At 68.8% G+C, this 25,817-nt stretch carries 30 protein-coding genes, 1 pseudogene and 1 riboswitch; of the genes and pseudogenes, 13 read left to right on the forward strand and 18 right to left on the reverse strand.

Translation table 11 applies throughout. The features are described from left to right. The first annotated feature begins 3 nt into the window (after window positions 1-3). Window positions 4-2,466: an ABC transporter permease gene (locus EV137_RS24215; protein ID WP_134130931.1), complete on the forward strand. Its 2,463-nt coding sequence runs from the start codon at window positions 4-6 to the stop codon at window positions 2,464-2,466. A 57-nt stretch (window positions 2,467-2,523) separates the two neighbouring features. Here EV137_RS24215 and EV137_RS24220 read toward each other — a convergent pair whose 3' ends face one another. Continuing rightward, the gene (locus EV137_RS24220) at window positions 2,524-3,036 is read right to left on the reverse strand and encodes an SseB family protein (RefSeq protein WP_238175529.1); all 513 of its coding nucleotides are present in this window, start codon (window positions 3,034-3,036) and stop codon (window positions 2,524-2,526) included. A gap of 89 nt (window positions 3,037-3,125) precedes the next feature. On the opposite strand from EV137_RS24220, the gene EV137_RS24225 reads away from it, so the two are divergent. Together EV137_RS24225 and EV137_RS24230 are read left to right on the forward strand one after the other, a co-directional pair. Next, window positions 3,126-3,614 (forward strand): hypothetical protein, encoded by a 489-nt coding sequence (locus EV137_RS24225; RefSeq protein ID WP_134130933.1) that lies wholly within the window; start codon window positions 3,126-3,128, stop codon window positions 3,612-3,614. Continuing rightward, window positions 3,601-4,275 carry a uridine kinase family protein gene (locus tag EV137_RS24230; protein ID WP_134130934.1) on the forward strand — a complete coding sequence of 225 codons (675 nt, stop codon included), beginning with the start codon at window positions 3,601-3,603 and terminating at the stop codon, window positions 4,273-4,275. Before EV137_RS24225 ends, EV137_RS24230 begins: the two co-directional genes overlap by 14 nt. Here EV137_RS24230 and EV137_RS24235 read toward each other — a convergent pair. From EV137_RS24235 to EV137_RS24250, 4 genes are read right to left on the reverse strand one after another with little or no spacing between them, the layout of a single operon-like run. Continuing rightward, window positions 4,229-5,023 carry a class I SAM-dependent methyltransferase gene (locus EV137_RS24235; protein ID WP_134130935.1) on the reverse strand — a complete coding sequence of 265 codons (795 nt, stop codon included), beginning with the start codon at window positions 5,021-5,023 and terminating at the stop codon, window positions 4,229-4,231. The genes EV137_RS24230 and EV137_RS24235 overlap by 47 nt on opposite strands. Further along, window positions 5,020-5,460 carry a globin domain-containing protein gene (locus EV137_RS24240; protein ID WP_134130936.1) on the reverse strand — a complete coding sequence of 147 codons (441 nt, stop codon included), beginning with the start codon at window positions 5,458-5,460 and terminating at the stop codon, window positions 5,020-5,022. The genes EV137_RS24235 and EV137_RS24240 overlap by 4 nt, the downstream gene beginning before the upstream one ends. Window positions 5,461-5,479: 19 nt before the next feature. After that, window positions 5,480-6,718, reverse strand: coding sequence for an RNA polymerase sigma factor (locus EV137_RS24245; RefSeq protein WP_134130937.1), 1,239 nt, complete (start codon window positions 6,716-6,718; stop codon window positions 5,480-5,482). 2 nt (window positions 6,719-6,720) lie between these two features. Continuing rightward, window positions 6,721-7,074: a YciI family protein gene (locus EV137_RS24250; RefSeq protein ID WP_134130938.1), complete on the reverse strand. Its 354-nt coding sequence runs from the start codon at window positions 7,072-7,074 to the stop codon at window positions 6,721-6,723. A gap of 180 nt (window positions 7,075-7,254) precedes the next feature. Here EV137_RS24250 and EV137_RS24255 point away from each other — a divergent pair, with 180 nt between their 5' ends. Beyond that, the gene (locus EV137_RS24255; protein WP_134130939.1) at window positions 7,255-8,142 is read left to right on the forward strand and encodes an aldose 1-epimerase family protein; all 888 of its coding nucleotides are present in this window, start codon (window positions 7,255-7,257) and stop codon (window positions 8,140-8,142) included. On the opposite strand, the gene EV137_RS24260 is transcribed toward EV137_RS24255, so the two are convergent. From EV137_RS24260 to EV137_RS24275, 4 genes are read right to left on the reverse strand one after another with little or no spacing between them, the layout of a single operon-like run. Further along, complete coding sequence (locus EV137_RS24260; protein WP_134007443.1) at window positions 8,120-8,596, reverse strand: PH domain-containing protein; 477 nt, start codon at window positions 8,594-8,596, stop codon at window positions 8,120-8,122. The two genes, EV137_RS24255 and EV137_RS24260, sit on opposite strands and share 23 nt — an antisense overlap. Window positions 8,597-8,607: 11 nt before the next feature. Continuing rightward, entirely contained in the window at window positions 8,608-9,456 is an 849-nt protein-coding gene (gene hisG, locus EV137_RS24265; RefSeq protein ID WP_134007441.1) for an ATP phosphoribosyltransferase, read from the reverse strand. Window positions 9,457-9,507: 51 nt separating this feature from the next. Beyond that, on the reverse strand, window positions 9,508-9,771 hold the full coding sequence (locus tag EV137_RS24270; RefSeq protein ID WP_134130940.1) for a phosphoribosyl-ATP diphosphatase: 264 nt from the start codon (window positions 9,769-9,771) through the stop codon (window positions 9,508-9,510). Between the two features lie 49 nt (window positions 9,772-9,820). Further along, entirely contained in the window at window positions 9,821-10,513 is a 693-nt protein-coding gene (locus tag EV137_RS24275; RefSeq protein ID WP_134130941.1) for an MBL fold metallo-hydrolase, read from the reverse strand. Window positions 10,514-10,531: 18 nt separating this feature from the next. Between EV137_RS24275 and EV137_RS24280 the strand changes: the two genes are divergently transcribed. Further along, window positions 10,532-11,527 (forward strand): P1 family peptidase, encoded by a 996-nt coding sequence (locus tag EV137_RS24280; RefSeq protein WP_134130942.1) that lies wholly within the window; start codon window positions 10,532-10,534, stop codon window positions 11,525-11,527. Window positions 11,528-11,591: 64 nt separating this feature from the next. On the opposite strand, the gene EV137_RS24285 is transcribed toward EV137_RS24280, so the two are convergent. Next, window positions 11,592-12,083 carry an anthrone oxygenase family protein gene (locus EV137_RS24285; RefSeq protein ID WP_134130943.1) on the reverse strand — a complete coding sequence of 164 codons (492 nt, stop codon included), beginning with the start codon at window positions 12,081-12,083 and terminating at the stop codon, window positions 11,592-11,594. Continuing rightward, a complete protein-coding gene (locus EV137_RS24290) occupies window positions 12,083-12,721 on the reverse strand; it encodes an NAD(P)-dependent oxidoreductase (RefSeq protein WP_134130944.1) in 639 nt (212 codons plus the stop codon). The genes EV137_RS24285 and EV137_RS24290 overlap by 1 nt, the downstream gene beginning before the upstream one ends. A gap of 81 nt (window positions 12,722-12,802) precedes the next feature. Between EV137_RS24290 and EV137_RS24295 the strand changes: the two genes are divergently transcribed. Then, a complete protein-coding gene (locus EV137_RS24295; protein ID WP_238175530.1) occupies window positions 12,803-13,261 on the forward strand; it encodes a MarR family transcriptional regulator in 459 nt (152 codons plus the stop codon). On the opposite strand, the gene EV137_RS24300 is transcribed toward EV137_RS24295, so the two are convergent. Next, window positions 13,252-14,217: a helix-turn-helix transcriptional regulator gene (locus tag EV137_RS24300; RefSeq protein ID WP_134130946.1), complete on the reverse strand. Its 966-nt coding sequence runs from the start codon at window positions 14,215-14,217 to the stop codon at window positions 13,252-13,254. The genes EV137_RS24295 and EV137_RS24300 overlap by 10 nt on opposite strands. Before the next feature lie 62 nt (window positions 14,218-14,279). Between EV137_RS24300 and EV137_RS41135 the strand changes: the two genes are divergently transcribed. Both EV137_RS41135 and EV137_RS24310 read left to right on the forward strand, forming a co-directional pair. After that, a complete protein-coding gene (locus tag EV137_RS41135; RefSeq protein WP_202871131.1) occupies window positions 14,280-15,239 on the forward strand; it encodes a hypothetical protein in 960 nt (319 codons plus the stop codon). A gap of 246 nt (window positions 15,240-15,485) precedes the next feature. Continuing rightward, the gene (locus tag EV137_RS24310; RefSeq protein WP_134130947.1) at window positions 15,486-16,115 is read left to right on the forward strand and encodes a glyoxalase superfamily protein; all 630 of its coding nucleotides are present in this window, start codon (window positions 15,486-15,488) and stop codon (window positions 16,113-16,115) included. 123 nt (window positions 16,116-16,238) lie between these two features. Here the strand turns inward: EV137_RS24310 and ribH are convergent, their stop codons facing one another. From ribH to ribD, 5 genes and pseudogenes are all read right to left on the reverse strand, one after another. After that, window positions 16,239-16,715 (reverse strand): 6,7-dimethyl-8-ribityllumazine synthase, encoded by a 477-nt coding sequence (ribH, locus tag EV137_RS24315; protein ID WP_134130948.1) that lies wholly within the window; start codon window positions 16,713-16,715, stop codon window positions 16,239-16,241. Next, window positions 16,715-17,953, reverse strand: coding sequence for a bifunctional 3,4-dihydroxy-2-butanone-4-phosphate synthase/GTP cyclohydrolase II (locus EV137_RS24320; protein WP_134130949.1), 1,239 nt, complete (start codon window positions 17,951-17,953; stop codon window positions 16,715-16,717). Before EV137_RS24320 ends, ribH begins: the two co-directional genes overlap by 1 nt. Next, window positions 17,954-18,628, reverse strand: coding sequence for a nicotinamide riboside transporter PnuC (pnuC, locus tag EV137_RS24325; protein ID WP_134007421.1), 675 nt, complete (start codon window positions 18,626-18,628; stop codon window positions 17,954-17,956). It lies immediately after the preceding gene. Between the two features lie 143 nt (window positions 18,629-18,771). Then, a pseudogene (locus tag EV137_RS24330) lies at window positions 18,772-19,356 on the reverse strand (riboflavin synthase); the annotation flags it as partial. Continuing rightward, window positions 19,357-20,385, reverse strand: coding sequence for a bifunctional diaminohydroxyphosphoribosylaminopyrimidine deaminase/5-amino-6-(5-phosphoribosylamino)uracil reductase RibD (gene ribD, locus EV137_RS24335; protein ID WP_202871132.1), 1,029 nt, complete (start codon window positions 20,383-20,385; stop codon window positions 19,357-19,359). It lies immediately after the preceding pseudogene. Window positions 20,386-20,574: 189 nt separating this feature from the next. Further along, window positions 20,575-20,706: riboswitch (FMN riboswitch) on the reverse strand. Between the two features lie 315 nt (window positions 20,707-21,021). On the opposite strand from ribD, the gene EV137_RS24340 reads away from it, so the two are divergent. From EV137_RS24340 to EV137_RS24360, 5 genes are all read left to right on the forward strand, one after another. Further along, window positions 21,022-21,873, forward strand: a complete 852-nt coding sequence (locus tag EV137_RS24340; RefSeq protein ID WP_134130951.1) for a substrate-binding periplasmic protein — start codon at window positions 21,022-21,024, stop codon at window positions 21,871-21,873. Beyond that, window positions 21,873-22,628, forward strand: a complete 756-nt coding sequence (locus tag EV137_RS24345; RefSeq protein WP_134130952.1) for an amino acid ABC transporter permease — start codon at window positions 21,873-21,875, stop codon at window positions 22,626-22,628. The genes EV137_RS24340 and EV137_RS24345 overlap by 1 nt, the downstream gene beginning before the upstream one ends. Beyond that, window positions 22,615-23,352 (forward strand): amino acid ABC transporter ATP-binding protein, encoded by a 738-nt coding sequence (locus EV137_RS24350; RefSeq protein WP_134007412.1) that lies wholly within the window; start codon window positions 22,615-22,617, stop codon window positions 23,350-23,352. The genes EV137_RS24345 and EV137_RS24350 overlap by 14 nt, the downstream gene beginning before the upstream one ends. 86 nt (window positions 23,353-23,438) lie before the next feature. Beyond that, window positions 23,439-24,158 (forward strand): polysaccharide deacetylase family protein, encoded by a 720-nt coding sequence (locus tag EV137_RS24355; protein WP_134130953.1) that lies wholly within the window; start codon window positions 23,439-23,441, stop codon window positions 24,156-24,158. A 117-nt stretch (window positions 24,159-24,275) separates the two neighbouring features. Continuing rightward, window positions 24,276-25,016 (forward strand): polysaccharide deacetylase family protein, encoded by a 741-nt coding sequence (locus tag EV137_RS24360; RefSeq protein WP_238175531.1) that lies wholly within the window; start codon window positions 24,276-24,278, stop codon window positions 25,014-25,016. Window positions 25,017-25,036: 20 nt separating this feature from the next. Here EV137_RS24360 and EV137_RS24365 read toward each other — a convergent pair whose 3' ends face one another. Continuing rightward, entirely contained in the window at window positions 25,037-25,789 is a 753-nt protein-coding gene (locus tag EV137_RS24365) for an HAD-IIA family hydrolase (protein WP_238175692.1), read from the reverse strand. Window positions 25,790-25,817 lie beyond the last annotated feature (28 nt).

The raw sequence follows: 25,817 nt of genomic DNA on the forward strand, positions 1-25,817 counted from the left end.
CCCATGTTCCGCCTCGCCGTCACCACCCTGCGGTACCGGACCGCTGCCTTCCTCGCCATCTTCGTCGCGGTCCTGCTCGGCGGGGCGCTGCTCAGCGCCGCCGGCGGTCTGCTCGAGACCGGGCTGCGCCTGAACGCCCCACCCCAACGACTGTCCGCGGCCCCGATCGTGGTCACCGGTGACCCGGCGTACCACCCACCGAACGGCAGCGGCTCCGCCGCCTTCCCGGAACGCCATCGGCTCGACCCGGCCCTGCTCACCAAGCTCACCACCACGCCCGGCGTCGCCAAAGCAATCTCCGACCGCTCCTTCCCCGCCGTCATCACGTCGCTCGAACCGTCTGGTACGGCGCTTGCGGGTCACGGCTGGACGTCTGCGGCGCTGACTCCCTACACGTTGACCGCCGGCCGGGCACCCCGGGCGGGGCAGGTCGTGCTCGACCAGCGGCTGGCGGACGGCGCGAAACCGGGCGACACCGTGAGGGTCACCATCGGCGGCGAGCCGCGCAGGTTCACCCTCGCCGGTATCGCGGTCGCCCAGCAGCAGGTCGACGTACCGCCGGTCTTCTTCGCCGACGCGGACGTCCCGGACGGTCTGGATGCGATCGGGGTGTTCCCCGCGGACGGTACGTCGGTTCGGGAGCTCGCGAAGCGGCTCGACCTGCCGGCCGGTGTGAAGGCCTACACGGGGGACGAGCGCGGTGTCGCGGAGTTCTCCGGGATCGCGACCGGTCTGCCGCTGATCATCATGTCCGGCGTCTTCGGTGGGATGGTGGCCGTGGTGATGGCGCTCGTGGTCTCGGCCACGATCGGACTGTCGGTGCGCCAGCGCCGCCGCGAACTCGCGCTGCTCCGAGCCAGCGGTGCGACCCCACGTCAGGTCGGCAGGATGGTGATCGCCGAGACGATGGTGGTCGGGGTGATCGGGCTCGTGCTCGGGCTGCTGTGCGGCCGGATCGCCGGTACCTGGATCTTCGGAAGGCTCGCCGACGGCGGCATCGTGCCGTCACAGCTGCGGTTCGACCAGGGCGCGCTGCCGTTCGCCGGCGCGGCCGTCCTCGCGTTCGCCGTACTGCGGGTGACCGTCGGGTTCGCCGCCGGACGGGCCGCCCGGATCCGCCCGATCCAGGCGCTGGCCGAGGCCGCCGTACCGAACGTGGCGCTGAGCCGGGTGCGGATCGTCATCGGTCTCGTCTTCGCCGGTGCGACGGCGGCGATCGCCTTGTCGACACCGTTCATGGGTCCGGCCAACGCTGCGGCGATCGGTGGACCGGCCGGCCTGACCGGGTCGATCGCGGTCGCGGTCCTCGCGCCGCTGGTGATCCAGCGGGCGCTCCTCCCCCGCATCACGCGGCTGGTCGAGAAGCGCGGGACCAGCGGCACGCTCGCGGTGATCAACCTACGGGTCCGCGCGGTGCAGTTCGGCGCGATCCTGGTCCCGATCACCATCGCCACGGCGATTGCCATGGGCAACATCTACTCGCAGAGCACGCAGCAGAAGGCGGCAGTCCACGCGTTCACGAAGAACCTGGCCGGCAATGTGGTCATCACGTCCACCTCGGGCGGCATCCCGGCGTCGCTGACGGACTCGGTCCGGACGATGCCGGGCGTGACCGCGGTGTCGGAGGTGGTCCGCAGCAAGGGCTGGATCGAGGAGCCGTACGACAAGTCGCACACCAGCGACGCCTGGCCTCTGCTCGGCCTGAGCGGTCCGGTCTACACGGGCAAGGTGAAGCAGGGTTCGCTGGACGACTTGACCGGTGACACCGTCGCGCTCCCGCCGGGTACTGCGAAGAAGCTCAAGGTCGGCGTCGGCTCGCAGATCGGCCTGCGTCTCGGCGACAACGCGCTGGTCAAGGTGAAGGTGGTCGCCCTGACCGAGGGACCGTCCGGCTACGAGTCTCTCCTGCTGCCCGCGCAACTGCTCGCCGCCCACACGACCAGCGGCCTGCCCAGCCAGCTCCTGCTGAAGACCAGCAACAAGGTGCACCCGGATTTGTCGAAGTGGCCGGGTACGACGATCGGTGAACGCGAACTGCTCGGCGAAGGATTGGACACCGGGCTCGGCGTGGACGCGTGGATCGCCTATCTGCTCGCCGCCATCGCAGTCGCGTACACGGCCATCGCGTCGATCAACACGATCGCTGTCGCGGTGCTGGACCGCCGGCGCGAGTTCGGGCTGCAGCGGCTGACCGGGTCTACACGTCGCGAAGTCTCCCGGATGCTTCGTCTGGAGGGCCTGCTCATCGCGGCGCTCGGACTGGTCGCCGGGCTGGTCACAGCAGCGTTCACCGTGTTCCCGATCGCGCTGGCGACCCGCGGCTGGCCGATCCCGTCCGGACCGGTCTGGATCCTGCTGATCTGGGTGGCCGTCGTCCTGCTCCTGGTCCTGCCGACCACCGCGGTCACCGGCCGTATCGCCATGCGCTCCAAGCCGATGGACGCGCTCAGCTCCCCGGTCGGCTGACCTTTCCGGAAAGAAATCGTCACCACGCGACGAATAGTTTCCGGAAAGACGGCCGGCTCAGCTGTTGGAGGGGTCTGATCCGGCCGGTTCGATCCACGCGTAGCCGCCGTCTTCCAGGCGCACCACCTGGAGGCCGGCGGCCAAACGCCGTACGTCGTCGGTCTCGATCACGCCCGCAGCCGGGCCGGCGATGTCCAGCACGATCGCGGCCGCGCCTTCCTGGATCGCCGCAGTGGCGACCAACTGCGTCTGGGCCGGCATCGGGCGCGCCTCTGGACTCCAACGGGTCAGGGCCTCAGTGCCCGTGAACGCGAGCAGTGCGTTCCGCCCGTCCTGTCCCTGGAGCAGCGCGACGGCCATGTCGGACGTCTTGTCGTGCGCCAACCCGTTCTCGTCGTACTCGACCTCGCCCAGCATCGCGACCACCGGCACCAGCAGCCGCGCCTTGGTGAGCGCCGCCAGCACCGCTCCCCCGTCGCCGTCGGTGAGCGCCCGAGCCAGCGCCGGGTCCGCCGACCCGTCGTCGTTGTCGAAACCGGTGAAGGCCAAACGCCGCTCTGGTGGTTGCACGGCGCTCATTCTCCCCGGACCACTGTTTCAGGGGTGCGTCAGGGCTGTTCCCCTCTTGGATCACGCGCCAACTGTGCGAGCCTGGGTATGTGCCTGACTTCAACGATTTGACGCTGCTGCCGTTCTGCGTAGGCCTCACGCTGCTCGGTCTGATCGGCTCGTGGTTCGCCTGGCGGCGCCGCGGCCTGGCGGCCGGCACGCGCGGTGTGGCGTGGTCCCTGCTACCGGTCTCGCTGTACCTGACCGGCCTGCTGGAACTGGTCTGGGACGTGGTCCGCTCCTCCGTGAGCTGGGTCACCCACCTGATCTTCTCGCCGACCGTGTGGGCCGGAGTCGCGCTGTTCGGCGTGTCAGTCGTGCTGTACGTCGTCTCCGGTGTGGCCCGCGGCCGCAGTGGGAACCAGAAGGCACAGAAGAAGCCCGCCTCGCCCGCGGGAGAGCTGACTGCTACCGGACCCACGCCGGCATCAGCCACCACCGCCAAGGCTGCTAAACCGTCAAAGGGAAAGGCCAAGCAGCCGGAATCGTCGGAGTTCGACGAGATCGAGGACATCCTGAAGCGCCATGGAATCAACTGACAAGGCCCTTGACCAAGGCCCGCACCCCCTGACCATCGACTCGCTGCTGGACAACGTCCAGGCCGATGTGCCGCGCCTCGGCCGGACCAGGCTGATCGGTATCGACGGCCCCGCCGGATCCGGCAAGACGACCGTCGCCGCCGCCCTCGAGGCCCGGGCCAAGGCCCGTGACCTGAACACCTACGTCATCCACATGGACGACCTGTACGACGGCTGGGCCGGAGCCGAGCGCGGCTTCGCGCTGCTCCGCGACCACGTCCTGCAACGGCTGGCCGACGGCCGCGAAGGACGGTACCGCCGGTACGACTGGTACCAGGGCGCGTACGCCGAGCTGCACGTCGTACCGAACACCGTGGACCTGCTGATCGTCGACGGTGTCACCGCCTGCGACCGGGACGCGGCGCACTGGCAGGCGCTGCGACTCTGGGTCGAGACGTCCAACGAGGTCCGCCTGGACCGCGGCATCGAACGCGACGGCGAGGCCCTCCGCGACCACTGGCTGGAGTGGATGCGCTGGGAGCGCGATCACTTCGCCGAGCAGGCCACCCGCTCCCGCGCCCACGTCATCATCGACGGCAACCCGTCCGTACCGTTCGACCCCGCGCTCGAGCTCGTCACGAAGTCGGTCGCGCTGCCCCCGCACGACTCCGCGGCTTCCTGACCGCGATCAGCCGCGCCCGCGGACGGTGTGTCCACTCTCCCGCCGGCGCCGCCGCGACGTACCGCTCCCGCAGGTCCGCAACGTAGTCGTCGCCGCGCGCCAACGCGAGCGCCCGCAGCGGCCCGGCGTGGTTGGCCGCGTCGAAGTACGTCGCCGCGTCGGGATGCGTCATCGGATACGAGATCAGCTCGTCCCGCTCGATCACCGCGCCGTCCAGCGCCGGGAGCAACGCGTCCTCCCAGGAGCGGTCGCGCTCGGCGCCGATCACCTTGTCGAGCAACTCGAACGGACCCGTCTCCTCGATCACCTCCGGCCAATAGAGCACGCGCAGGCGGCCGTCCGTCCGGAGTACGTCGTACCAGGACCGGATCGCCGTCACCGGATCGGGGAGCTGCTGCAGCCCGAACACCGAGACCACCGCCGCCGGCGACCAGGCCGGGTCGAGCCTGGAGGCGTCGCCTTGAACGACCTCGACCATTGGCCGCTCACCCGCCCGCCGACGGGCCAGCCGGACCATCTCGGCCGACAGGTCGACCCCGATGATCCGCCGGTCCGGGAAGCGCGGGGCGAGCAGGTCCAGCTCGGGGAAGGTGCCGCAGCACGGCACGACGACCGGACCGTCGGGCAGCTCGCGCACGGCGTCGACCGCGGCCTGGACCCAGGGGGCGAAGCGTGGGACGAAGTACGCCTCGTAGCCGCCGGCCGCCTCGTCCCAGCTGCGGGCGAGCCTGGAGAGGCGGTCGGTCACGCTTCCAGTCCGTCCCAGGACCACCGCGGGACGGGCTGACCGGTGTCGATGTCGTCGAGCCGGTGCCGATACATCGTGTTGAAGGTCGTCCAGGCGAAGTAGTCGTGCAGCACGGACCGGGTCCGCTCGTCGTCGATGCCGGCCGCGATCACCGCCTCGTCGAAGCAGGCGATCGCGCGGTGGTTCATCTCGTCGTGCTCGCCGTTCCCGGCGTGCCGGCGCTGCACCGACGCCTCGTCGCCGTACGTCGTGGTGTAGGCCGGCGGCCCACCGAGAGCTTCACCCCAGTACGCCGCCAGCCGCTCGGTGTGATCCGGCTTCGCCCCGCCGTGGAACGCGTGGCTGACGATCTCGTCCGCCATCACCCGCTCGTGCCACGCCGCCGCCAGCCGCAGCATGCCGTCCGCCCCACCCGCAGCTTCGTAAACGGTCTCCATACCACAGCATCCTGACCGATCAGCGGTCCGTTCGGCTAGGAGATCTGAGTACGGCGAGCCGGCGGCGGACGTGTTCGCGTTCGGGTTCGGAACCGGCGAGGGTGAGCGCGTGTTCGTAGGCGGCGATCGCCTCCGGGACGCGGTCGAGGCGCTGCAGGAGGTCGGCGCGGGCGAGCGCGAACGGGTGGTAGTCCCGGAGGACGGGTTCCGCGGCCAGCTCGTCCAGGAGGCAGAGTCCTGCCTCGGGGCCATCGCGCAGCGCGATCGCGGCGGCGCGGTTGAGCGCGATCACGGGTGACGGGTCGAGCTCGAGGAGTACGTCGTACAGCTGGACGATCTGCGGCCAGTCCGTGCCTGCGAAGTCGGTCGCCTCGTCGTGGACAGCGTTGATCGCGGCCTGGACGGCGTACGGTCCGGCGGGGCGGCCGGTGAGTGCGGCGACGACCAGGTCGCGGCCCTCGGCGATCATCTCCTGCTCCCAGCGGCTCCGGTCCTGGTCCTCGAGCAGGACGATCTCGCCGTCCGGACCGCTGCGGGCGTCGCGGCGGGCGTGGATCAGCAGCATCAGCGCGAGCAGACCGGTCGCCTCGCGGGCGTCCGGGAGCAGCCGGTGCAGGATCCGGGCCAGGCGGATCGCTTCCTCGGCCAGGTCCAGGCGCTGCAGGTACGGTCCGGAGCTGGCGGCGTACCCCTCGGTGAAGACCGAGTAGATGACCTGCAGCACGCCGGGCAGTCGCTCCGGCAGCTCGTCCGGGCCGGGGACGCGGAACGGGATCCGCGCCTCCCGGATCTTCTTCTTCGCGCGGACGATCCGCTTGGCCATCGTCGCGGTCGGGACCAGGAACGCCCGCGCGACCTCCGGCGTGGTCAGCCCGGCGAGGCACCGCAGCGTCAGCGCGCCGCGGTCCTCGGCGGCGAGCGCCGGGTGGGTGCAGGTGAAGAACAGCTGCAGCCGCTCGTCGGGCAGTTCGTCCCCGGTCGCCTGCGGCGTGGGGCGGTCCGCCTCGACCTGGAGGATCGCGAGTTTGGCGGCGTACACCTGGTCCCTGCGCAGCCGGTCGACCGCCTTGCGCCGGGCGGTGGTCATCAACCAGCCGCCCGGGTTCGGCGGTACGCCGTCGACGGGCCAGCGCGTGAGCGCCGCCTCGATCGCCTCCGACGTGACCTCCTCGGCCAGGTCGAGGTCCCCGAACCGCCGGGCCAGCGCTGCGAGCAAGCGGCCGCGCTCCTCCCGGAAGACCGCTTCGACCTGGTCCATCGTCACGCTCCCGGGAACTCCGCGACCGGTCGCACCACGACCGAGCCGCCGCCGCGCGATCCCGGGCACCGCGCGGCCCAGTCGAGCGCGACGTCCAGGTCCGGTACGTCGATCACGTAGAACCCGCCGAGCACCTCCCTGGTCTCCGCGAACGGCCCGTCGGTCACGGTCCGCTTGCCGTCGTTCGCGACCTGGACGCGGGTCGCGGTGACCAGATCGGCCAGCGACTCGGACGCGACCACAACGCCTGAGTCGGTGATCTCCTTGTCGAACCGCATCCAGTCCTCCGGCTCACACCCCACCGGCGTGTCCTGCAGGTCCAGCTCGCCGGCATTGATCAGCAACAAGTACTTCACGTCGTACCTCCTGTCAGCGTGTCTACAGCATCACCACGAACGGGGTCGCCCCAGATGGACAGCGCTAAGGACAGGACGTAGTCCGCTCCAGCCAGCTACCACCGAAGGAGCCAGGCGAGGAAGGGTCCTCCATCGCGGACTACCTCCTGTCGTTGGCGTCGGATCGGCGAGGATAGGGACATGAGTGTTCTGCCTTCAGGTGAGCAATGGGTCCTCCGTGGCGGCGGGTACGAGGGGACGGTGGTGAGTGTCGGCGGCGGGCTGCGGGAGCTCACGTACGGCGGGCGCCCGGTCCTGCTCGCGTACGGCGAGGACGAGGCGGCGCATGCCGGACTCGGCCAGCACCTGTTCCCGTGGCCGAACCGGATCACGGACGGGCAGTACACGTTCGAGGGCGTCGATCAGCAGCTGTACCTGACCGAACCGGCCCGCCAGAACGCGATCCACGGCCTGACCCGCTGGGCGAACTGGCAACGCATCGATGACGGATCCGATCCGTCGACGGTGGTCGCCGGGCACCAGTTGTTCGGCCAACCCGGGTACCCGCACCAGCTCGAGCTCCGCCTGACCTATCACCTCACCGACCGCCTGACCGTGACCGCCACGGCCACCAACGTCGGCCGGACGTCAGCGCCGTACGGCTATGGAGCACACCCCTACCTCAGCGTCGGTCGCCAGATCGACGACTGCCTCCTCGAGTTCTCCGCAGCGCAGCGGCTCGAGGTATCCGCGGACCGGATGGCCCCGACGGGCCTCACAGCGGTCGAAGGAACGCCGTACGACTTCCGTGAGCCCCGGCTGATCGGCTCGACCTCGATCGACAACGCGTTCACCGGACTGGGCGGCGGCACGTGGTCGGTGTCCCTCACCGATCCGGACAGCGGTGCCCGCTCGGTGCTGACGAGTGACACGCCGTGGATGCAGCTGTTCACCGGCGAGGCGGTCGGGCGTACGGCGCTCGCGGTCGAGCCGATGACCTGCCCGCCGGACGCGTTCCGCACCGGTCAGGACCTCGTCGTACTCCAGGCCGGCGACTCACACACGACTAGCTTTCAGGTGTCCGTCTAGACGGACCGGCGCCGTGTTCGCGGGCGACCGCTGCCAACTGCTTGGCGGCGCGGCTCGCCCGCGCACCCTCGGCGGCCTGGACCGCGAGAATGCCGATCCGGTTGTCATCGGCATCGAACAGCTGCAACCACGCGTCGCCCGGACGGAACCGCAGCGCGGTGACCTCCGACCACGTCAGCGTGTACGACTTGAACACGTTCCGGATCCGCAGCCGATCCGCGTACGCCGTCACCCGCAGCGTCGACATCCGGTACAAGATCCACAGCACCGCCCCGAAGAACGCCAGCAGGGTGAACCGCTGGAACCAGTCGAACGACGCCCGATCGTCCGGCGACAACCGGAACCAGATCACCCCGAACACGGCGATCAACGACAACCCCATCCCAGCCGCCATCGCCGCCACGATCCGCGGGTGGAACACGAACAGCCTGTCTCTCGGCGCGGATCCGGGCATGACAGCGGGTTTCAGATCCGGCAGGCGTGGATGTCGGTGGTGAGGATCGCGCGGGCGCCGACCTCCCAGAGCTGATCCATCAGGCGCTGCGCCTCGGCCCGCTTCACCATGACCCGGACGGCGACCCAGCCCTGCCGGTGCAGCGGCGAGACGGTCGGTGACTCCAGGCCGGGCGCGACCGCGGTGGCCGCGTCGACGTCCTCGGCGCGGATGTCGTAGTCCATCATCACGTAGTTCCGCGCGATCAGGACGCCCTCGAGCCGGCGAACCAGCTGCTGCAGTCCGTTCGCCGGGTTCTCGACGCCGTTCCGCTTGATCAGCACGGCCTCGGACTGCAGGATCGGCTCCCCGAAGACCTCAAGCCCCGCCTGGCGCAGCGTCGTACCGGTCTCGACGACGTCCGCGATCACGTCCGCGACGCCCAGCTGGACGGCCGACTCCACGGCACCGTCGAGGCGGACGACCGCCGCGTCGACGCCGTTCTCGGCCAGGTGGTCCTGCAGTACGCCGGCGTACGACGTGGCGATCCGCTTCCCGGCCAGGTCCTTCACGGAGTCAGCGACCCCGGGCCGCCCGGCGAACCGGAACGTGGACGAGCCGAATCCGAGGCCCATGACGACGTCCGCGTCCGCGTGCGAGTCCAGCACCAGGTCGCGGCCGGAGATGCCGACGTCGAGCGTGCCCTCGCCGACGTACACGGCGATGTCACGCGGGCGGAGGTAGTAGAACTCGACCTCGTTGGCGGCGTCGGTGAGGGTGAGGTCCTTGGTGGTCCGGCGCTGCTTGTAGCCGGCTTCGACGAGCATCTCGGTGGCGGCTTCGCTCAGCGAGCCCTTGTTCGGTACTGCGACGCGCAGCATGGCGACTGCCCTTTCTGGGAGGTGTGAACCGGTGATCTGTGGGAGGGGCTCCTACAGATGTCGGTACACGTCCTCGAGGTCCAGGCCGAGCGCGTGCATCATCACCTGGGCGTGGTACAGCAGCTGTGACAGCTCCTCCGCGGCCCGGTCCTTGCTCTCGTACTCGGCAGCCATCCAGAACTCGGCGGCCTCCTCGACCAGCTTCTTGCCGATCGAGTGCACGCCGGCGTCCAGCGCCGCCACGGTCCCGGAACCTTCCGGCCGTGTCGCCGCCTTCTCACCCAGCTCGGCAAACAGCTCCTCGAAACTCTTCATCGCCCGCCCAGCCTACGGGTCCCGTCCGCGCGCCCCGTCCCCAGGTCCGCTAGCCGGACTGTGCGAGCGCCTCGGAGAGTTGCCGCGGGGGCGAGTGGGCGTCGACGTACCAGTTGTGGCGCTCGGCGAGCAGGCGCTTGACCATCGCATGGTCGACGGTGTCGTCGGGTGTGCGGAGGTGGTACGGCGGTGGGTAGAAGGCGTCTCCCAGGAGGGCGACGCCGTCGGCGACGACGATGACGGAGTCCGGGGCGTGGTTGCCGCCGACGTGCCGCAGTACGACGTCGGTCGGGAGGGTGAGCGTGTCCTCGAAGGTCTGGTCCGGGAGGACGATCCGGAAATCGGTCCAGTCGGGGACGGCCAGGGCGCGGGCTCGGAAGCTGGGGGCGAGCTTGGGGTTGGCTTCGACCTGGTCGCGGAGGTAGCGGTGGCTCCAGGGGCGGCCGGCCTCGGCTTCGAGAAGGTCGACAGCTGTGGAGTGGGCGATGACGGTGACGTCGGGCCAGGCGCAGGCGCCCCAGGTGTGGTCCCAGTGGTGGTGGGTGTAGACGAGCCACGTCGGCGCGGGCAGGCCGGCGGCGGCAATCGCCGTACCGACGGCTCTTGCGTGCTCGGGGCTGTTGCCGGCGTCGACGAGGACGCTGCCGCGTTCGTCGGCGATCACGGCGACGGACGGGCGGATCGCGTCGGGATCGGGGTCGTGCGGGTAGATCCAGACCCGGCCGGCCAGGTGCTGCAGCATGTGGCCGACGATAGCTGGATGCAGAGTCCTCGGAGAGTTCGTGAGCTGGGTGTTGTCGTCGGCACGCTGCCCACCGGGCCGCTCAACGCGATCACCGACGTACCGGGGGTGCGGGTCGGACAGACGACGATCACCGGCAACGGGCTGAACACCGGGGTGACGGCGATCGTCCCGGACGGCTGGGCGGAGACTCTGCCGGCCTCAGTTGCTGTCGGCAACGGGTACGGGAAGCTGGTCGGCTCGACGCAGGTGGACGAACTCGGCGTCATCGAAACCCCGATCCTGCTCACCGGGACACTCAGCACGTTCCGCGTCGCGGACGCGCTGGTCACCTGGCTCCTTGATCGCAACCCACGAGCGACCAGCCTGAACCCGATCGTCGGCGAGACCAACGACGGCTACCTCTCCGACATCCGCCGCCGCCCGATCACGCCCGAGCACGTCTACGCCGCGCTGGACACCGCCTCGGCCGACCTCCCCACCGAAGGCTGCGCTGGAGCCGGCACCGGCACCTGCGCACTCGGTTTCAAGGCGGGAATCGGTACTGCGTCCCGCACGATTCCGGCGGACCCCACCCGCTCTGCAGAGTTCGGCGAACACACAGTTGGTGTACTCGTGCAGGCGAACTTCTCCGGTCTGCTGACCGTGCTCGGCCGCCCGGTTCCCGCCCAGGCGATCGATGCGGACGGTAACTCCTGCATGATCGTGGTCGCGACCGACCTCCCGCTCGACTCCCGGCAACTCGGGCGACTCGCGCGCCGGGCGATCTTCGCGATGGGCCGAGTCGGCTCCGACTACGCCCCCGGCAGCGGCGACTACGCGATCGCCTTCACCACCGCCCGTACGCCGAACTTCCCCGACCGCGACCTCCGCACACCATTCCAAGCAGTCACCGAATCAGTAGAGGAAGCCCTCCTGAACTCCCTCACCACGGCCCGAACCACCACCGGCCACCAGACCCACACCGCCCACGCCGTACCCCACCACCTCATCGCGAACCCAAGGGTTCTTTGAGCACCCACCAACCAAATTCGCGGCCGAGATTTGGTTGGTGGGTGCCCAAAGATGATCGGTGGAGCTACGCGAGGACGGGCGTGGGTGGGGTGCGGTGCTTCGTGGGGGCTCGGTGGGTGAGGGCGGATGCGGTCAGGGTGCCGAAGGCTAGTAGTGCGGCGGTGGTGCGGATCAGATGTGCGAGCTGCCAGCGGTCGCGTACGGCGGCCCAGTCGGCGGGCGGGTTATGCACCGACCACGCGGACTGGTCCGAGTTGATCGGCAGGTTGATCGCCAGCGTCGTAGCGAAGACAACGACGAGCAGCGCGACCGCGACCAGCACCACACGCCGATCGTTGCCCCGGGCCCAGATCGTCAGCACCACCGTGGTGACGATCGCCGGTATCAGCGTCACCGAGGCGAGCCGGTCCAGCGAATCCAGTTCGACCAGCCGGACCTGCGTATAAACCGACGCCCCGAACCCCCGCAACGAGTTCTCCAGGACCAGCACGCACACCAGGAACCCGGCAAAGACCCCACTGAAGAGCAGGCTCAGTCCACGAACAACGCGCGCCATCAGTACGCCAGCCCAACCGGCTGACAGACCGTCGCCGGCATGTCCAGCGCCGCTAGCATCAGGTGCGCGACGTCCGCCCGCGAGATCGCGTACCCGCGGGTCACCGTGCCGCCGACCTCCGTCCGGTAGGTCCCGGTCAGCGCCTTGTTCGTGAGTTTCGGCGGCCGCACGATCGTCCACTCCGTCGTACTCCTCATGATGTCCGCCTCCATCACCCGCAGATCGGCGTACACGTCGGCGGCGAACGCGTTGATCATCGGATAAATCACCCGGCGGTTGAGGAAGCTCTCGTCCGCCGGCACCGGTCCGAGCGGTGCTGCGCTCACCGCGACAAAGCGCCGTACCCCAGTGGCTTCCATCGCCGCCAGCATGGACCGCGTGCTCTCCGACGCGACCGGCCCGTCCTTCCGCCCGCGGGCGCCGACACCGGAGATCACCGCTTCACTTCCGTCGACGGCGTCCCGCAGCGGCTCCGCCTCGGTCAGCCCGGGCACCCGAATCACCTCCAGCGCCGGGTGCTCCAGCTCGTACGTCGACGACGTACGCACCACCGCCGTCACCTTGTGCCCCGCGTCGAGCGCCTGCCGTACGACGTGACCGCCGATCCCGCCCGTCGCCCCGAACACCGTGATCCTCATCCCGACCGCCTCCTTCGAATCTTCTCTGTCCTTCATATAGTATGGAACTCATAAGATATGAGCCAGATAGAAGGAGGTGACATGCGCCACCGCCGGCGGACCGGGAACGAGATAAAGGCCGCGCTCCGCGACCTGCGGATCCAGCTCGCCCTGCTCAACCACCAGGTCGGCGGCAGGCTGGCACTGAAGGACGTCGACCTCGACTGCCTCGACGTACTGGCCCGCAGCGGCCCCCTGACGCCGAGCGCCCTGGCCCGTCAGGCCGGACTGCACCCGGCGACGCTGACCGGCATCCTCGACCGGCTCGAACGCGCCGGCTGGATCGCCCGCGACCGCACCGGGGCGGACCGCCGGAGCGTCACGATCCGGGTGCTGCCGGACCGCGGCATGGAGGTGTTCCGCCTGTACCAGCCGATGATGGGCGCGATGGACGACGTACTCACCGACTACACCGACACCGAGCTCGACCTGATCGCCACGTTCCTCCGGCGGAGCGCCGAGGCCTGCGAGCGTGTGCTGGGGCGCTCAGCTCAGGAATAGAGGTCGGACAGCGTTCGGCCGAGGTTCGCCAGCTCGGCCCGCAACTCCGTGGGCTCCAGTACCTCGAGCGCGTTCCCGAATCGGCAGAGGGAGGCGGCCGCGTTCGGGATCGACTCGATCGGGATCGTCACCACGACGCTTCCGTCGGCCTCGGGTTCGGTGGCGGCGACGGCTTTGACGAGGGCTGGGTACGAGACGTCGTACATTTTGGCGGCCAATCGTGCGGACACGCGGACGACGGCCTCACCGGTGAAGCGGACCTGGTCGAAACCCTCCAGGTGCTCCTGCCAGAACCGTTGCAGCTCGAATCTGTCGTCCCGCTCGAACGTCTCCTCGGTCGGCGTCAGGTCGAGGATGTTGGAGACGCGGTACGTGCGCAGTCCGCCGGGGGTGGACGCCACGACGTACCAGCTGCCGTTCTTCAGCACGAGTCCGTACGGTTCGAGGATCCGCTCGACCTCGCGCGGTTCCTCCCAGCGGCGGTACCGGACCTTGATGCGGCGGTCGTGGAGTACGGCGTCGGCGACTGCGGACAGCTGTGGTGAGGCTTCGGCGTCCTGGTACCAGGCGGGCAGGTCGAGGTGGAAGCGGTTCTTGAGCCGGCCGGCGCGGTCCCGCTGATCGGGCGCTAGCGCTGCTAGCAGTTTGAGTTCGGCGGCACTCGTCTCGGCGGTCAGACCGAGCGCGGCGGCCGCGCCCGGCATGCCGACGAGGAACAGCGCGGCGGCCTCCTGTTCGGTGAGGCCGGTGAGGCGGGTGCGGTAGCCCTCGACCAAGCGGTACCCGCCTGCTCGGCCTTGGTCGGCGTACACCGGGACTCCGGCCGCGGCGAGCGCCTCGACATCGCGGTAGATCGTCCGCAGCGACACCTCGAGCTCGTCGGCGAGCTCGCGCGCGGTCAGCTGCCGGCGCGTCTGCAGCAACAGCAGGATCGACAGGAGCCGGCTCGAACGCATACTTCGAGGTTAGTCCTTATCGCTGCCATAGGTTGTCAGGTTTTGCTCGCACGCTTGGTCGTATGACGACTTGGACCAAGGTGACCGGCGACTTCGACTTCCTCAACGGGTACTTCGACGTCCACCACCGAACCCTGAAACAGGCCTTCGTGGGGTGCGACGAATGGCTCGAGTACGACGGAACGACGACCGCGCGCACGTACTTCGACGGGCAGATCAGCATCGACGAGATGCGGTTCCCGACGAAGGGGTCGTACGGGCTGTCGCTGCGGCTGTTCGACCCGGTGAGCGAGCAATGGAGCATCTGGTGGGTCAGCAGCACCACGATGCAGTTGTACCCGCCGGTGCACGGCAGCTGGTCTGCCGACGGTTCACGCTGCCGGATGGTCGGCGAGGACACCCACGAGGGACGGCCCATCCTGTGCAGCTACGAGTGGTCCGACATCACCTCTGAGACCGCGCACTGGGAGCAGGCGTACTCCGATGACGGCGGCGAGACGTGGGAGACCAACTGGACCATGGACTTCACCCGGCGGCACACTCCCCCGCCCGCGCTCGACGTACCGAAGCTCACCGACGACTTCGACTTCCTGGTCGGCCGGTGGTCGTTCCACAACCGCCGCCGGCGGCCGGTCCTCGGCGAACCGTTCGAGTGGTACGAGCACGACGCGACGATGGAAGCGACGACATACTTCGACGGCGCGATCAGCTTCGACGAGGGCTGGTTCCCGAGCGAAGGTTTCCGCGGGGCGACGTTCCGCCTCTACGACCCTTCCGCGAAGGCGTGGTCCATCCACTGGATCAACAGCCAACGCGGCCGCCTCGAGTCCCCGGTCATCGGCTCTTTCGAGAACGGCACCGGCACCTTCGAAGGCCCCGACGTGTGGGACGGCCAACCCATCGACGTCCGCTTCCTCTGGATCCCCGGCACCGACAAAGCCGCCTGGGAACAAGCCTTCTCCACCGACCACGGCCAAACCTGGACCACCAACTGGCAAATGGAACACACCCGCACCGACTAATCCCATCCCACGCGCGCTACGCACGCTCCCACCCACACGGCGTCGACGGCCGGCGGGCGTCCCGCCATCGGCAGGGCGTCACGGGCCGCTGAGCCGGGGAAGGACGGGTCTCACGCGGCTGGGGAGACAACTCGCTGTGGTAATCTCGACGTCGCAGGCGCGGGTTCGAACCCGGTTGTAGGGCGCAGCGGCAGAGCAAGCCGAAAGGGCAAGGCCCACCTACTTCACGACCGAAGAGGGAGCGCCATGCCCAAGCTAGAAACCTACAAGAAGCAGGCGAAACTGCTCGTTCGCTGGCACCGCGAGGGAAACTTCTCGATCGGCGGTCGCATCCGACAGCTCGCGCGCTATCGCACGTTGTCCGACCGCGAAGCACTCGCGCTGAAGTTTCCCCTCACCGAAGCCCAAGAGATCATCGCCCTCGAAGCGGGCAGCGCCAGCTGGGCCGAACTCAAGGCGAGCACGGAAGCGGCCCAGCCCAACGGCGAGCAGCCGCGGACTCAGGACACGGCAGTCGCCAGCGCCAAACCGGTGCTGTACGTCGCCGACGTCGACGCCTCGGCCGCGTTCTACCGCGACCAACTCGGCTTCCGGATCGACTTCTTGCACGGCAACCCACCGTTCTACGGATCGGTGTCGCGCGACGGCGCGACCTTGCACCTGAAGCTCGTCCACGAGCCGGTGTTCGCGGCCGGTGCCGCGGAACGAGAAGGGCTCATCATGGCGTTCGTCGATATGCCGAACGTACGCGAGCTTTACGCGGAATATCGGGCCGCTGACGCCGAGATCGTGCAGAAGCTGACCAAACAAGCGTGGGGCGGCACCGATTTCATCGTGCGCGACCCGGACGGCAACGCGATCACCTTCGTCGGCTGAGACCCGACGCGGCCGAGGCGCGCGCAGGCTCGATATCCAGTCGCCGGTAGCACATCCATCTCATCGGGAGCGCTGGCCAAGTAGTCGCCCGCGCGGCAGCGCGAACTCGCCGCGCGGGATGGACTACGCGTTCAGTTGGCGGATGGCGGCCAGGGTGGACAGGGCTGCTTGGGTTGCTTCGTAGCCTTTGTCTTCGCGGCTGTCGGGGAGGCCGGCTCGGTCCAGGGCCTGGGGGTCGTTGTCGCAGGTGAGTACGCCGAAGCCGACGGGGACGCCCGTCGTGACGCCGACCTGCATGAGGCCGTCCGTGGCCGCCTGGCAGACGTATTCGAAGTGGGGAGTGTCGCCCCGGATCACCACACCGAGGGCGACCACCGCGTCGTACCCGGACTTTGCCGCATGCAACGACGCGACGGGAAGCTCGAACGAACCGGGGACCCGGATGACGGTGTGGTCGGTGACGCCGGAGTCCTCCAGCGCGCGGAGGGCTCCGGCGAGCAGGCCGTCGGTGACCTTCGGGTGCCACTGGGCGGCGACGATCGCGACCCGGGCGTCCTCAACGCGGGTTACCTCGATGGTGGGTGCTCCACTGCCCGACATCAGCCGGCTCCGTTCTCTTCGGTCAGCAGGCCGCCCGGCAGGTGATGGCCCATTCGATCGCGCTTGGTGCGCAGGTACCGCAGGTTGTGCTCGGTCGGGTCGATGGAGATGCCCCGGCGCTCGACCACGTCGATGCCGTACCCCTGCACGCCCGCGAGCTTGTCGGGGTTGTTGGTCAGCAACCGCACTTCCTTGACGCCAAGATCGGCCAGGATCTGCGCACCGGTCCCGTAGTCGCGCGCGTCCGCCGGCAACCCGAGGTCCAGGTTCGCGTCGACCGTGTCCCGGCCCGCGTCCTGCAGCTCGTACGCCTGCAGCTTGTGCAGCAGCCCGATCCCGCGCCCCTCATGACCGCGCAGGTACACCACGACACCGCCCTCGGCCGCGACCTGCCGCATCGCCTCGTCCAGCTGCGGCCCGCAGTCACAGCGCAGCGACCCGAACACATCACCGGTCAGGCACTCCGAGTGCAATCGGACCAAAACAGGCCCATCATCCAGCGAGCCGCGCACCAGTGCGAGCTGCTCCGACCCGTCCACCGTGTTGCGGTAGCCGTGCGCAACAAAATCGCCGTACTGCGTCGGCAGCGTCGTCGTCGCGACCTTCTGGATCTGGGATTCGGTACGGCGCCGGTACCGGATCAGGTCGTCGATCGACACCAGGACCAGCCCGTGCTCGTCCGCGAACGTCCGCAGGTCGAGCCCGCGCTTCATCGTCCCGTCGTCGTTCACCAGCTCCGAGATCACCGCGGCCGGCGTCAGCCCGGCCATCCGCGCCAGGTCGATCGACGCCTCGGTGTGCCCGGGGCGGACCAGCACGCCGCCTTCGCGACCGCGCAACGGGAACACGTGTCCCGGCTGCACCAGGTCGTACGGCTCCGAGGCCGAATCGGTCAGCACCCGGATCGTCCGCGCCCGGTCGGCGGCCGAGATCCCGGTGGAGATCCCGTCCCGCGCGTCGACGGAGATCGTGTACGCCGTCCGCATCCGCTCCCGGTTGTGCGGCGTCATCAACGGGATCCCGAGCCGGTCGAGCTCCGCGCCCTCCATCGGCACGCACACCACGCCGGAGCTGTACCGGATCAGGAAGGCCAGCAGCTCCGGCGTCGCCTTGGACGCGGCGAAGATCAGGTCGCCCTCGTTCTCGCGGTCCTCGTCGTCGACCACGATCACCGGCCGGCCGGCGCGGATCTCGTCGATCGCGTGCTCGATCGTGTCGAGCTTCAGTACGTCGCCCATCTAACCCACCACCACAGGCTCAGGAGCTTGGACCCGCTCACGGTTCTGGATCTTCCACCACGACACGAACCCGACGACGCAGAACAGCCCGTACACGATGTACATCGTCGCCGACGGGTAGAACCCTGCCTTCACCAGCAGCGGTACGCCGACCACGTCGACAGCGATCCAGATCAGCCAGAACTCGACGAAGCCACGCGCCATCCCGTACGTCGCCAGGATCGACCCTGTGAGGATCCACGCGTCCCACTGCGGGCCCCACGATCCGAGCTCACGCAGCACGAAGTACGAGATCGCGTACAGGACCACCGCGATGCCGCCGAGCTCGAGCCGCTCGCGGGCGGTCGCCCAACGCGGCTGGACGCCCGTGGCGGCGCCGCCGTGCCGGGTCTGGTACCAGCGGTACCACCCGTAGAGGCTGACGATCGCGAAGAACACCTGGCGGCCGGCCTGCCCCCAGAGGTCCTTGTCCTGCGGGGTGTCGAAGATCCCGCCGACGAAGACGGTGAACAGCAGGACGTTGCCGACGATGCCGACCGGCCACGCCGACACCAGCCGGCGCATGCCGAAGAGTGCACTGGCCAGACCGAACACGTTGCCGACGATCTCCCGGACCAGGACCTCCGACCCGGCGATCGTCACCGTGGAGTGCAACAGCCAGTCGATCGGGTTCACCGCACGCCTCCGTTGTCCGTCACGATGTTGTCCTTGACGATGCTGTCCTTCACGATGCTGTCTTTCACGACGCTGTCCTTCACGACGCTGTCCTTCACGACGCTGTCCTTCACGACGCTGTCCTTCACGTTGCCTGCCGTCAGAAGTCTTTCGACGTACTTCGCGATCACGTCCACCTCGAGGTTGACGGTGTCGCCGACCGAGTTCCCGCCCAGCACGGTCAGCTCCAGCGTGGTCGGGATCAGGCTGACCCCGAACGTCCCGGACGCGTCGTCGACATCGGTCACGGTCAGCGAGACCCCGTCGATCGCGATCGAGCCCTTCTCGGCGACATACTTGAGGATCTCCGGGGACGTCGCGATCCGGACGTCCTCCCAGTGCTCCCCCGGCGTCCGGCCGGCGATCGTGCCGGTGCCGTCGACGTGGCCCTGGACGATGTGCCCGCCGAGCCGCTCGTGCGCGGCGACGGCCCGCTCGAGGTTGACCGGCGAGCCCTTCTGCAGACCGCCGAGGCTGGTCCGCTGCAGCGTCTCGCGCATCACATCCGCGGTGAACAGGCCGCCGCCGTACTCCACCACCGTCAGGCAACAGCCGTTGACCGCGATCGAGGCGCCGTGCGCGGCGTCCTCGGTCACCTTCGGTCCGCGGATGGTGAGCCGCGCGGCGTCGCCGTCGAGCAGGTCCAGGGACTCGACGGTGCCGAGTTCTTCGATGATGCCGGTGAACATCTACTTTCCTCCCAGAGGAACCAGGGTCAGCCGGACGTCGTCGCCCAGGCGGGTGACGTCCGCTAGCTTGAACCGCCGCAGGTGGTCGATCGATTCCGCGCCGAGGTCGCCGACCGCGCCGTACCCGGAACCGAGGACGGCCGGGGCCACGTACGCGACGATCTGGTCGACGAGCCCGGCGCGCAGGAACGCGGCGGCCAGGGTCGGGCCGCCTTCGAGCCAGAGGTGCCGGATCTGCAGATCGTCCAGCTGCCGGAGCACCTCGGCGGGATCGTGGGTCGGCAGCAGCAACGTCTCCGCACGGTCGTTGCGGACCCGCGCGGTGGGTGGGATCTCCCGGTCGCCGACGACCACCCGCAACGGCTGCCGCGCCGCGGGTACGTCGTTCTCGTCGCGAACCGTCAGCTCGGGGTCGTCGACCAGCACCGTCTGGGTACCGACGGCAATCGCATCGCACTCGGCCCGTTGCCGGTGTACGTCGGCGCGTGCGATCGGCCCCGTGATCCATTTACTGCTCCGGTCCGGGGCCGCGGACCGCCCGTCGAGCGTGGTCGCGAACTTCCAGGTGACGAACGGCCGACCCGTCCGGATGCTGTGCAACCAGACCTGGTTGACCGCCTCCGCCTCGGTCTGCAGGACGCCCTGTACGACGTCGATGTTCTTGTTCCGCAGCTTGTCGGCGCCCCCGGAAGCGGTCCGGTTCGGATCGGGTACGGCGTACACGACCCGGGCGACCTCGGCCTCGATCAGGGCGTCCGCGCACGGTCCGGTCCGGCCGGTGTGGTTGCACGGCTCGAGCGTGACGTACGCCGTACCGCCGCGGGCTCGTGCCCCGGCCATCCGGAGCGCCTCGACCTCGGCATGCGGGCCGCCGGCAACGGCATGGAAGCCCTCGCCCACCGGATGCCCGTCGCGGCCGGTGATCACGCACCCGACCACCGGGTTCGGATGGGTGCTGCCGGTACCTCTCGCAGCCAACTCGACAGCACGCCGCATCCAGGCGATGTCGATCGGCGACGCGTCGTTCACTTCTCGGGCCCCTCGTCGTCACGGACGCACTCCGGGGCCTCGACCGGCACGTCTGCTCCGTCGCCCTCACCGTCCGGACCTCTCGTCCGGCCCGGTCTCGCGGTCCGTCGCCGGACCTCTCGCCGCCGCGTCCCGTGGGCTGTGCAGTCCACGCTCCGCGCCGTCGGGCGCCAGAGCACACCCGCCGACCGCGTGCGCCTCCCATCCGGACTTTCACCGTCGGTCCTGGAATTCCACCAGGTCAACCGATCGCCGAACCGCAGCGACCGGGTCGCGGACTGTAACCGCCGGCTCGGAATTACACCGACCCCGGAGCACGCGAGTGGGTTCACTCGTGCTTCAAGTATGCCCCTCCCCGCAACCCGCACCACGACCCAGGTCACATCGTGAGCCCATCCGCCCGACAAGGAACATGCCGCGGGGACTGGGAACAGGGTATTTCCTGTTCCCAGTCCCCACGGGGGGTTCCCAGTCCCGATCCACCGCGGCCGGGAGCCCCCGATATAGCACGATTTGAGTAGACATTCGGCGCTGTCTCAGGCTTCGTCGGCGGGGAATGCGGGTCGCTCGGCTGGTGTTGGCTTGCTCCGGCGGGGCGAACCGTCCTGCCTTCGTTGACGTTGTGAGGAGACAGTTGTGCGCGCGTTCGGCGCTTTTCGGCGGGTTGTCGCAGTGGTCGGGGCCATCACCTTGGCGAGCGCGATGGTTGCCTGTGGCAGCAATCAGGACAAGTCCGCGGGCGGCGAGGATCTGGGGCTGATGTCGGCGGGGACGCTGCGGATCGGGACCCTGACCGACGCACCGCCGAACGTCTACGTGAAGGACGGGAAGTTCACCGGTTTCGACAACGACCTGATCACCGCGGTCGCGGCGAAGCTGAACCTGAAGCCGGAGTTCGTCGGGACCGACTTCTCCGCGCTGCTGTCGCAGGTGAACGGCGGCCAGTTCGACCTCGGGAGCTCGTCGATCACGGTCACCGAGGCCCGCAAGAAGACGGTTGCGTTCAGCAACGGGTACGACTTCGGCTACCTCGGCCTGAACACCACCAAGAGCTCCGGAATCACGTCGTTCGACCAGCTCACCGGCAAGCGCGTCGTGGTCGTCCAGGGCACCGTCCAGGACGACTACGCCACGCAGAAGAACCTGAACCCGGTCCGCGTCCCGAACTACAACGCCGCGCTCGGCCAGGTCAAGGCCGGTACGGCGGACGCCTGGGTCTCGCCCGCCGAGATCGGCGAGAAGATGGCGAAGGAGCAGGGCGGCGGCACGGTGATCCTGGCCGCGAAGGAGCTGAGTGACGCGCCGATGGCGTTCGCAGTGGCGAAGAGCAACGACAAGCTCCGCGAAGCCGTGAACAAGGCGCTCGACGAGGTGATCGCCGACGGCACCTGGACCAAGCTGGTCGAGCAGTACTACCCGGGCCGCGCCGTACCGGCGAACTTCAAGCCGGGCAGCGGATCGGTCAAGTTCACGGCTCCCAAAGCCTGATGGACATCTGGTCCACCCTGAGTGACACCTTCCTCGACTGGGAGTCGATGAAGGCGGTCCTGCCCGAGATGCTGAAGGTAGGACTGGTCAACACGCTGATTCTGGCGGCCGCCTCGGTCGTGCTGGGCACCCTGCTCGGTATGATCGTGGCGGTCCTCGCCCTGTCCAGCAAGCGCTGGCTGCGCTGGCCGGCGAAGATCTACACCGACATCTTCCGCGGCCTGCCCGCGATCCTGACCATCCTACTGATCGGCCAGGGCCTGTCCCCGATCACCCGGCACTGGTGGGGCCCGAACCCGTACCCGCTCGGCATCCTCGCGCTCTCGCTGATCGCCGCGGCGTACATCGGCGAGATCTTCCGTTCCGGCATCCAGAGCGTGGAGAAGGGGCAGCTCGAGGCCGCCCGTGCGCTGGGCTTCAGTTACACGAGCGGCATGCGGCTGGTCGTCATTCCGCAAGGGGTACGGCGGGTTCTGCCGGCGCTGGTGAACCAGTTCATCGCGCTCGTGAAGGAGTCGAGCCTGGTGTACTTCCTCGGCCTGCTGGCGAGCCAGCGGGAACTGTTCCGGATCGGTCAGGACGCTGCCGCGACCAACGGAAACCTGTCCCCGTTGCTGCTCGCGGGCATCTTCTACCTGCTGATCACGGTCCCGCTGACGCACTTGGTGAACCACTTCGACAAGCGGCTGCGTGAAGGACGACCGGTCGAGTCGGAGGACGTAGAACTGGAGGAGCTCGCGCATGCGAACCGTTGAGGCAGCGAGCCTGGAGGTGAGCGGTGTCGAGCTCGCCTTCGGCAGCAACAAGGTGCTGCGCGGCGTCGATCTCGCCGTACCTGCGGGGCAGACCGCGTGCGTGATCGGCCCGTCGGGGTCAGGGAAGTCGACGCTGCTGCGTGCGATCAACCGGCTGCTCGAACCGGACGCGGGTGATGTGAAGCTCGGCGGCGAGTCGGTACTGCGGGGCGATGCCGACGTACTGCGACGACGCATCGGCATGGTGTTCCAGCACTTCAACCTGTTCCCGCACAAGAGCGTGCTCGACAACATCACGCTTCCGCTGCGCAAGATCAAGAAGCTCGACGCCGAGGCGGCACAGGCGGCGGCCCGCGCGCAGCTCGAGTTGGTCGGCCTGGCGCACAAGGCCGGAGCGCGACCCGGGAACCTGTCCGGCGGTCAGCAGCAGCGGGTCGCGATCGCGCGGGCGCTGGCGATGGAGCCCGAGGTGATGCTGTTCGACGAAGCCACGTCGGCGCTCGATCCCGAGCTGGTCAAGGGCGTGCTGTCGCTGATGGCGGACCTCGCCGAGGCCGGGATGACGATGGTCGTGGTCACCCACGAGATGGGGTTCGCCCGCGAGGTCGCCGACCAGGTGGCCTTCATGGACCACGGCGTCGTCGTCGAGTCCGGCGTACCCGAACAGATCTTCGACGCCGCCGAGTCGGCTCGGTTGCGCCAGTTCCTCTCCCAGGTGCTCTGAGACCCGTCCAGCCCTGGCCCCAAGAGTCATCTGGGCGCACGATGGAACAACCCCGTTCGGGGGTGGAGCAGCAACTGGGGGTAGTCATGTCTCCATATCGTCGGTCGTCCGGGCGGTCCAGCCGGTTCGTGATCGCAGCAGTCGCCATCGCACTCTCCGCTTCACTCGGCCTGGTGGCGACAGCCACGTCCCAGGCCACGAACCGAGCAGCTACCAGCTCGGTCGCACAGGTCAGTACGACGAGCAAGTACGTGTATCTCACCTTCGACGACGGCCCGAGTTCGCGCTACACCGCGCAGATCCTGAAGATCCTTCGCGCTTACGGGGCGAGGGCGACCTTCTTCGAGATCGGCCAGAACGTGGCGCGCTACCCGTCCCTGACCCGACGGGTCTATCAGCAGGGCAACAGCGTGCAGAACCACACCTGGTCGCACCCGGACCTCCGCCACGTCTCCGCGAGCGCCTTCAGGTCCCAGGTGCAGAAGACGGACCGGTACATCCGGGCCCAGACGGGGTACACCCCGCGCTGCCTCCGGCCGCCGTACGGCGGGACGAACAAACTGGTCTCGCGGAGGGCTGCTGCCCTCGGCAAGAGCATCCGCCTGTGGACCATCGACACCCGCGACTGGTCCCGCCCGGGCACGTCGGTGATCGTGCGCCGGGCACTGGCGCACGTGCACAGCGGTTCGGTGATCCTGATGCACGACGGCGGCGGCAACCGCAGCCAGACGGTCGCCGCGCTGCCGACGATCCTGCGGACCCTGAAGGCCAGAGGCTACGGCTTCACCACCATGTCCTGCACCTGACGCGCGTCCGCTATCCGTGATTTGTTGACGGGGAAGCGGCGTGGTGCCTGGCTTTCGAGGCCGACGCACCCAGGGTGGACCGCAGGAAGCGAGCCACCCACCGCCCTGGGGGGATGCATGGATGTTCGTTTGACGCGGTCCGGTCATCGCATGATCGGGCTCGCGATGATGATGCTGGTGAGCGCGGTGATCGGCTCGGTGGTCGTCGCTGCGGCGAAGTCACCGGCCGGACCACCCACGCCCACGTCCACTCCACCCGCAGCGGCACCTGCGACACCGACGAAGACGCCGCTGCCTACCAAGTACGTCGTACTGACGTTCGACGACGGGCCCGATGCCACCTACACCCCGATGGTGCTCGACATCCTCGCGAAGTACGACGCCAAGGCCACGTTCTTCGAGGTCGGGCAGAACGTCCGGAAACATCCCGAGCTGACCAAGCGGGTCCACGAGGCCGGCCACAGCGTGCAGAACCATACCTGGACGCACGCCGACCTCCGGCTCCTCGGCGCCGCCGCGTTCCGCCAACAGATCACGTCGACGGACCAGGCCATCCGAGCCCAGATCGGCAGTACGCCGGCGTGTCTGAGACCGCCGTACGGCGGGGTGAACCCGGCCGTCCGGCAACGGGCGAAGGCGCTCGGCAAGGACCTCGTGGTGTGGACCGTGGACTCGCGGGACTGGACCAAGCCCGGTACGGCGGCGATCGTGCAACGCGTGCTGAAGAACGTGCACAGCGGCTCCGTGATCCTGATGCACGACGGCGGCGGCAACCGCACCCAGACCGTCGCGGCACTGCCCACGATCCTCAAGGCCCTGAAGGCCCAGGGCTACGGTTTCCGTGTTCTGACCTGCTAGGGGGTGGCATCAGCCACCCCCTAAGACAGCGCGGTCACCAGCGGTACGACGTCGGCGATGGACTGGACCACGCGGGTCGGGCGGTACGGGAAGCGCTCGACCTCGTGGTCGGCGGTCGATCCGGACAGCACGAGCACGCTCCGCAGGCCTGCCTCGAGACCGCTGATGATGTCGGTGTCCATCCGATCACCGATCATCACGGTGGTTTCGGAGTGTCCCTCGATCCGGTTCAGTGCGCTGCGCATCATCAGCGGGTTCGGCTTGCCGACGAAGTACGGCGCGACGCCTGTGGCCCGGGTGATGAGCGCGGCCACCGAGCCGGTTGCCGGCAGCGGACCTTCTTGTGACGGGCCGGTCGGGTCCGGATTGGTCGCGATGAAGCGGGCGCCTTCGGCGATCAGCCGGATCGCCTTGGTGATGGCCTCGAACGAGTATGTCCGGGTCTCGCCGAGGACGACATAGTCCGGGTCGCGCTCGGTCAGCACGTACCCGATCTCGTGCAGCGCGGTGGTCAGTCCTGCCTCGCCGATCACGTACGCCGTTCCGCGCGGCCGCTGGTCGTCGAGGAACTGCGCGGTGGCGAGCGCGCTGGTCCAGATCGACCGCTCCGGGATGTCGATGCCCGCGGCAAGCAGGCGGGCGCGGAGGTCGCGTGGGGTGAAGATCGAGTTGTTCGTGAGGACCAGGAACTTCTTGCCGGAGGCCTGCAGCGCCGCGATGAACTCGCTGGCTCCGGGAATGGCGCGTTCCTCGTGCACCAGCACGCCGTCCATGTCGGTCAGCCAGGTATCCACCGGTTTG

Source organism: Kribbella pratensis (assembly GCF_004366075.1).
Taxonomy (GTDB): Bacteria; Actinomycetota; Actinomycetes; order Propionibacteriales; family Kribbellaceae; genus Kribbella; species Kribbella pratensis.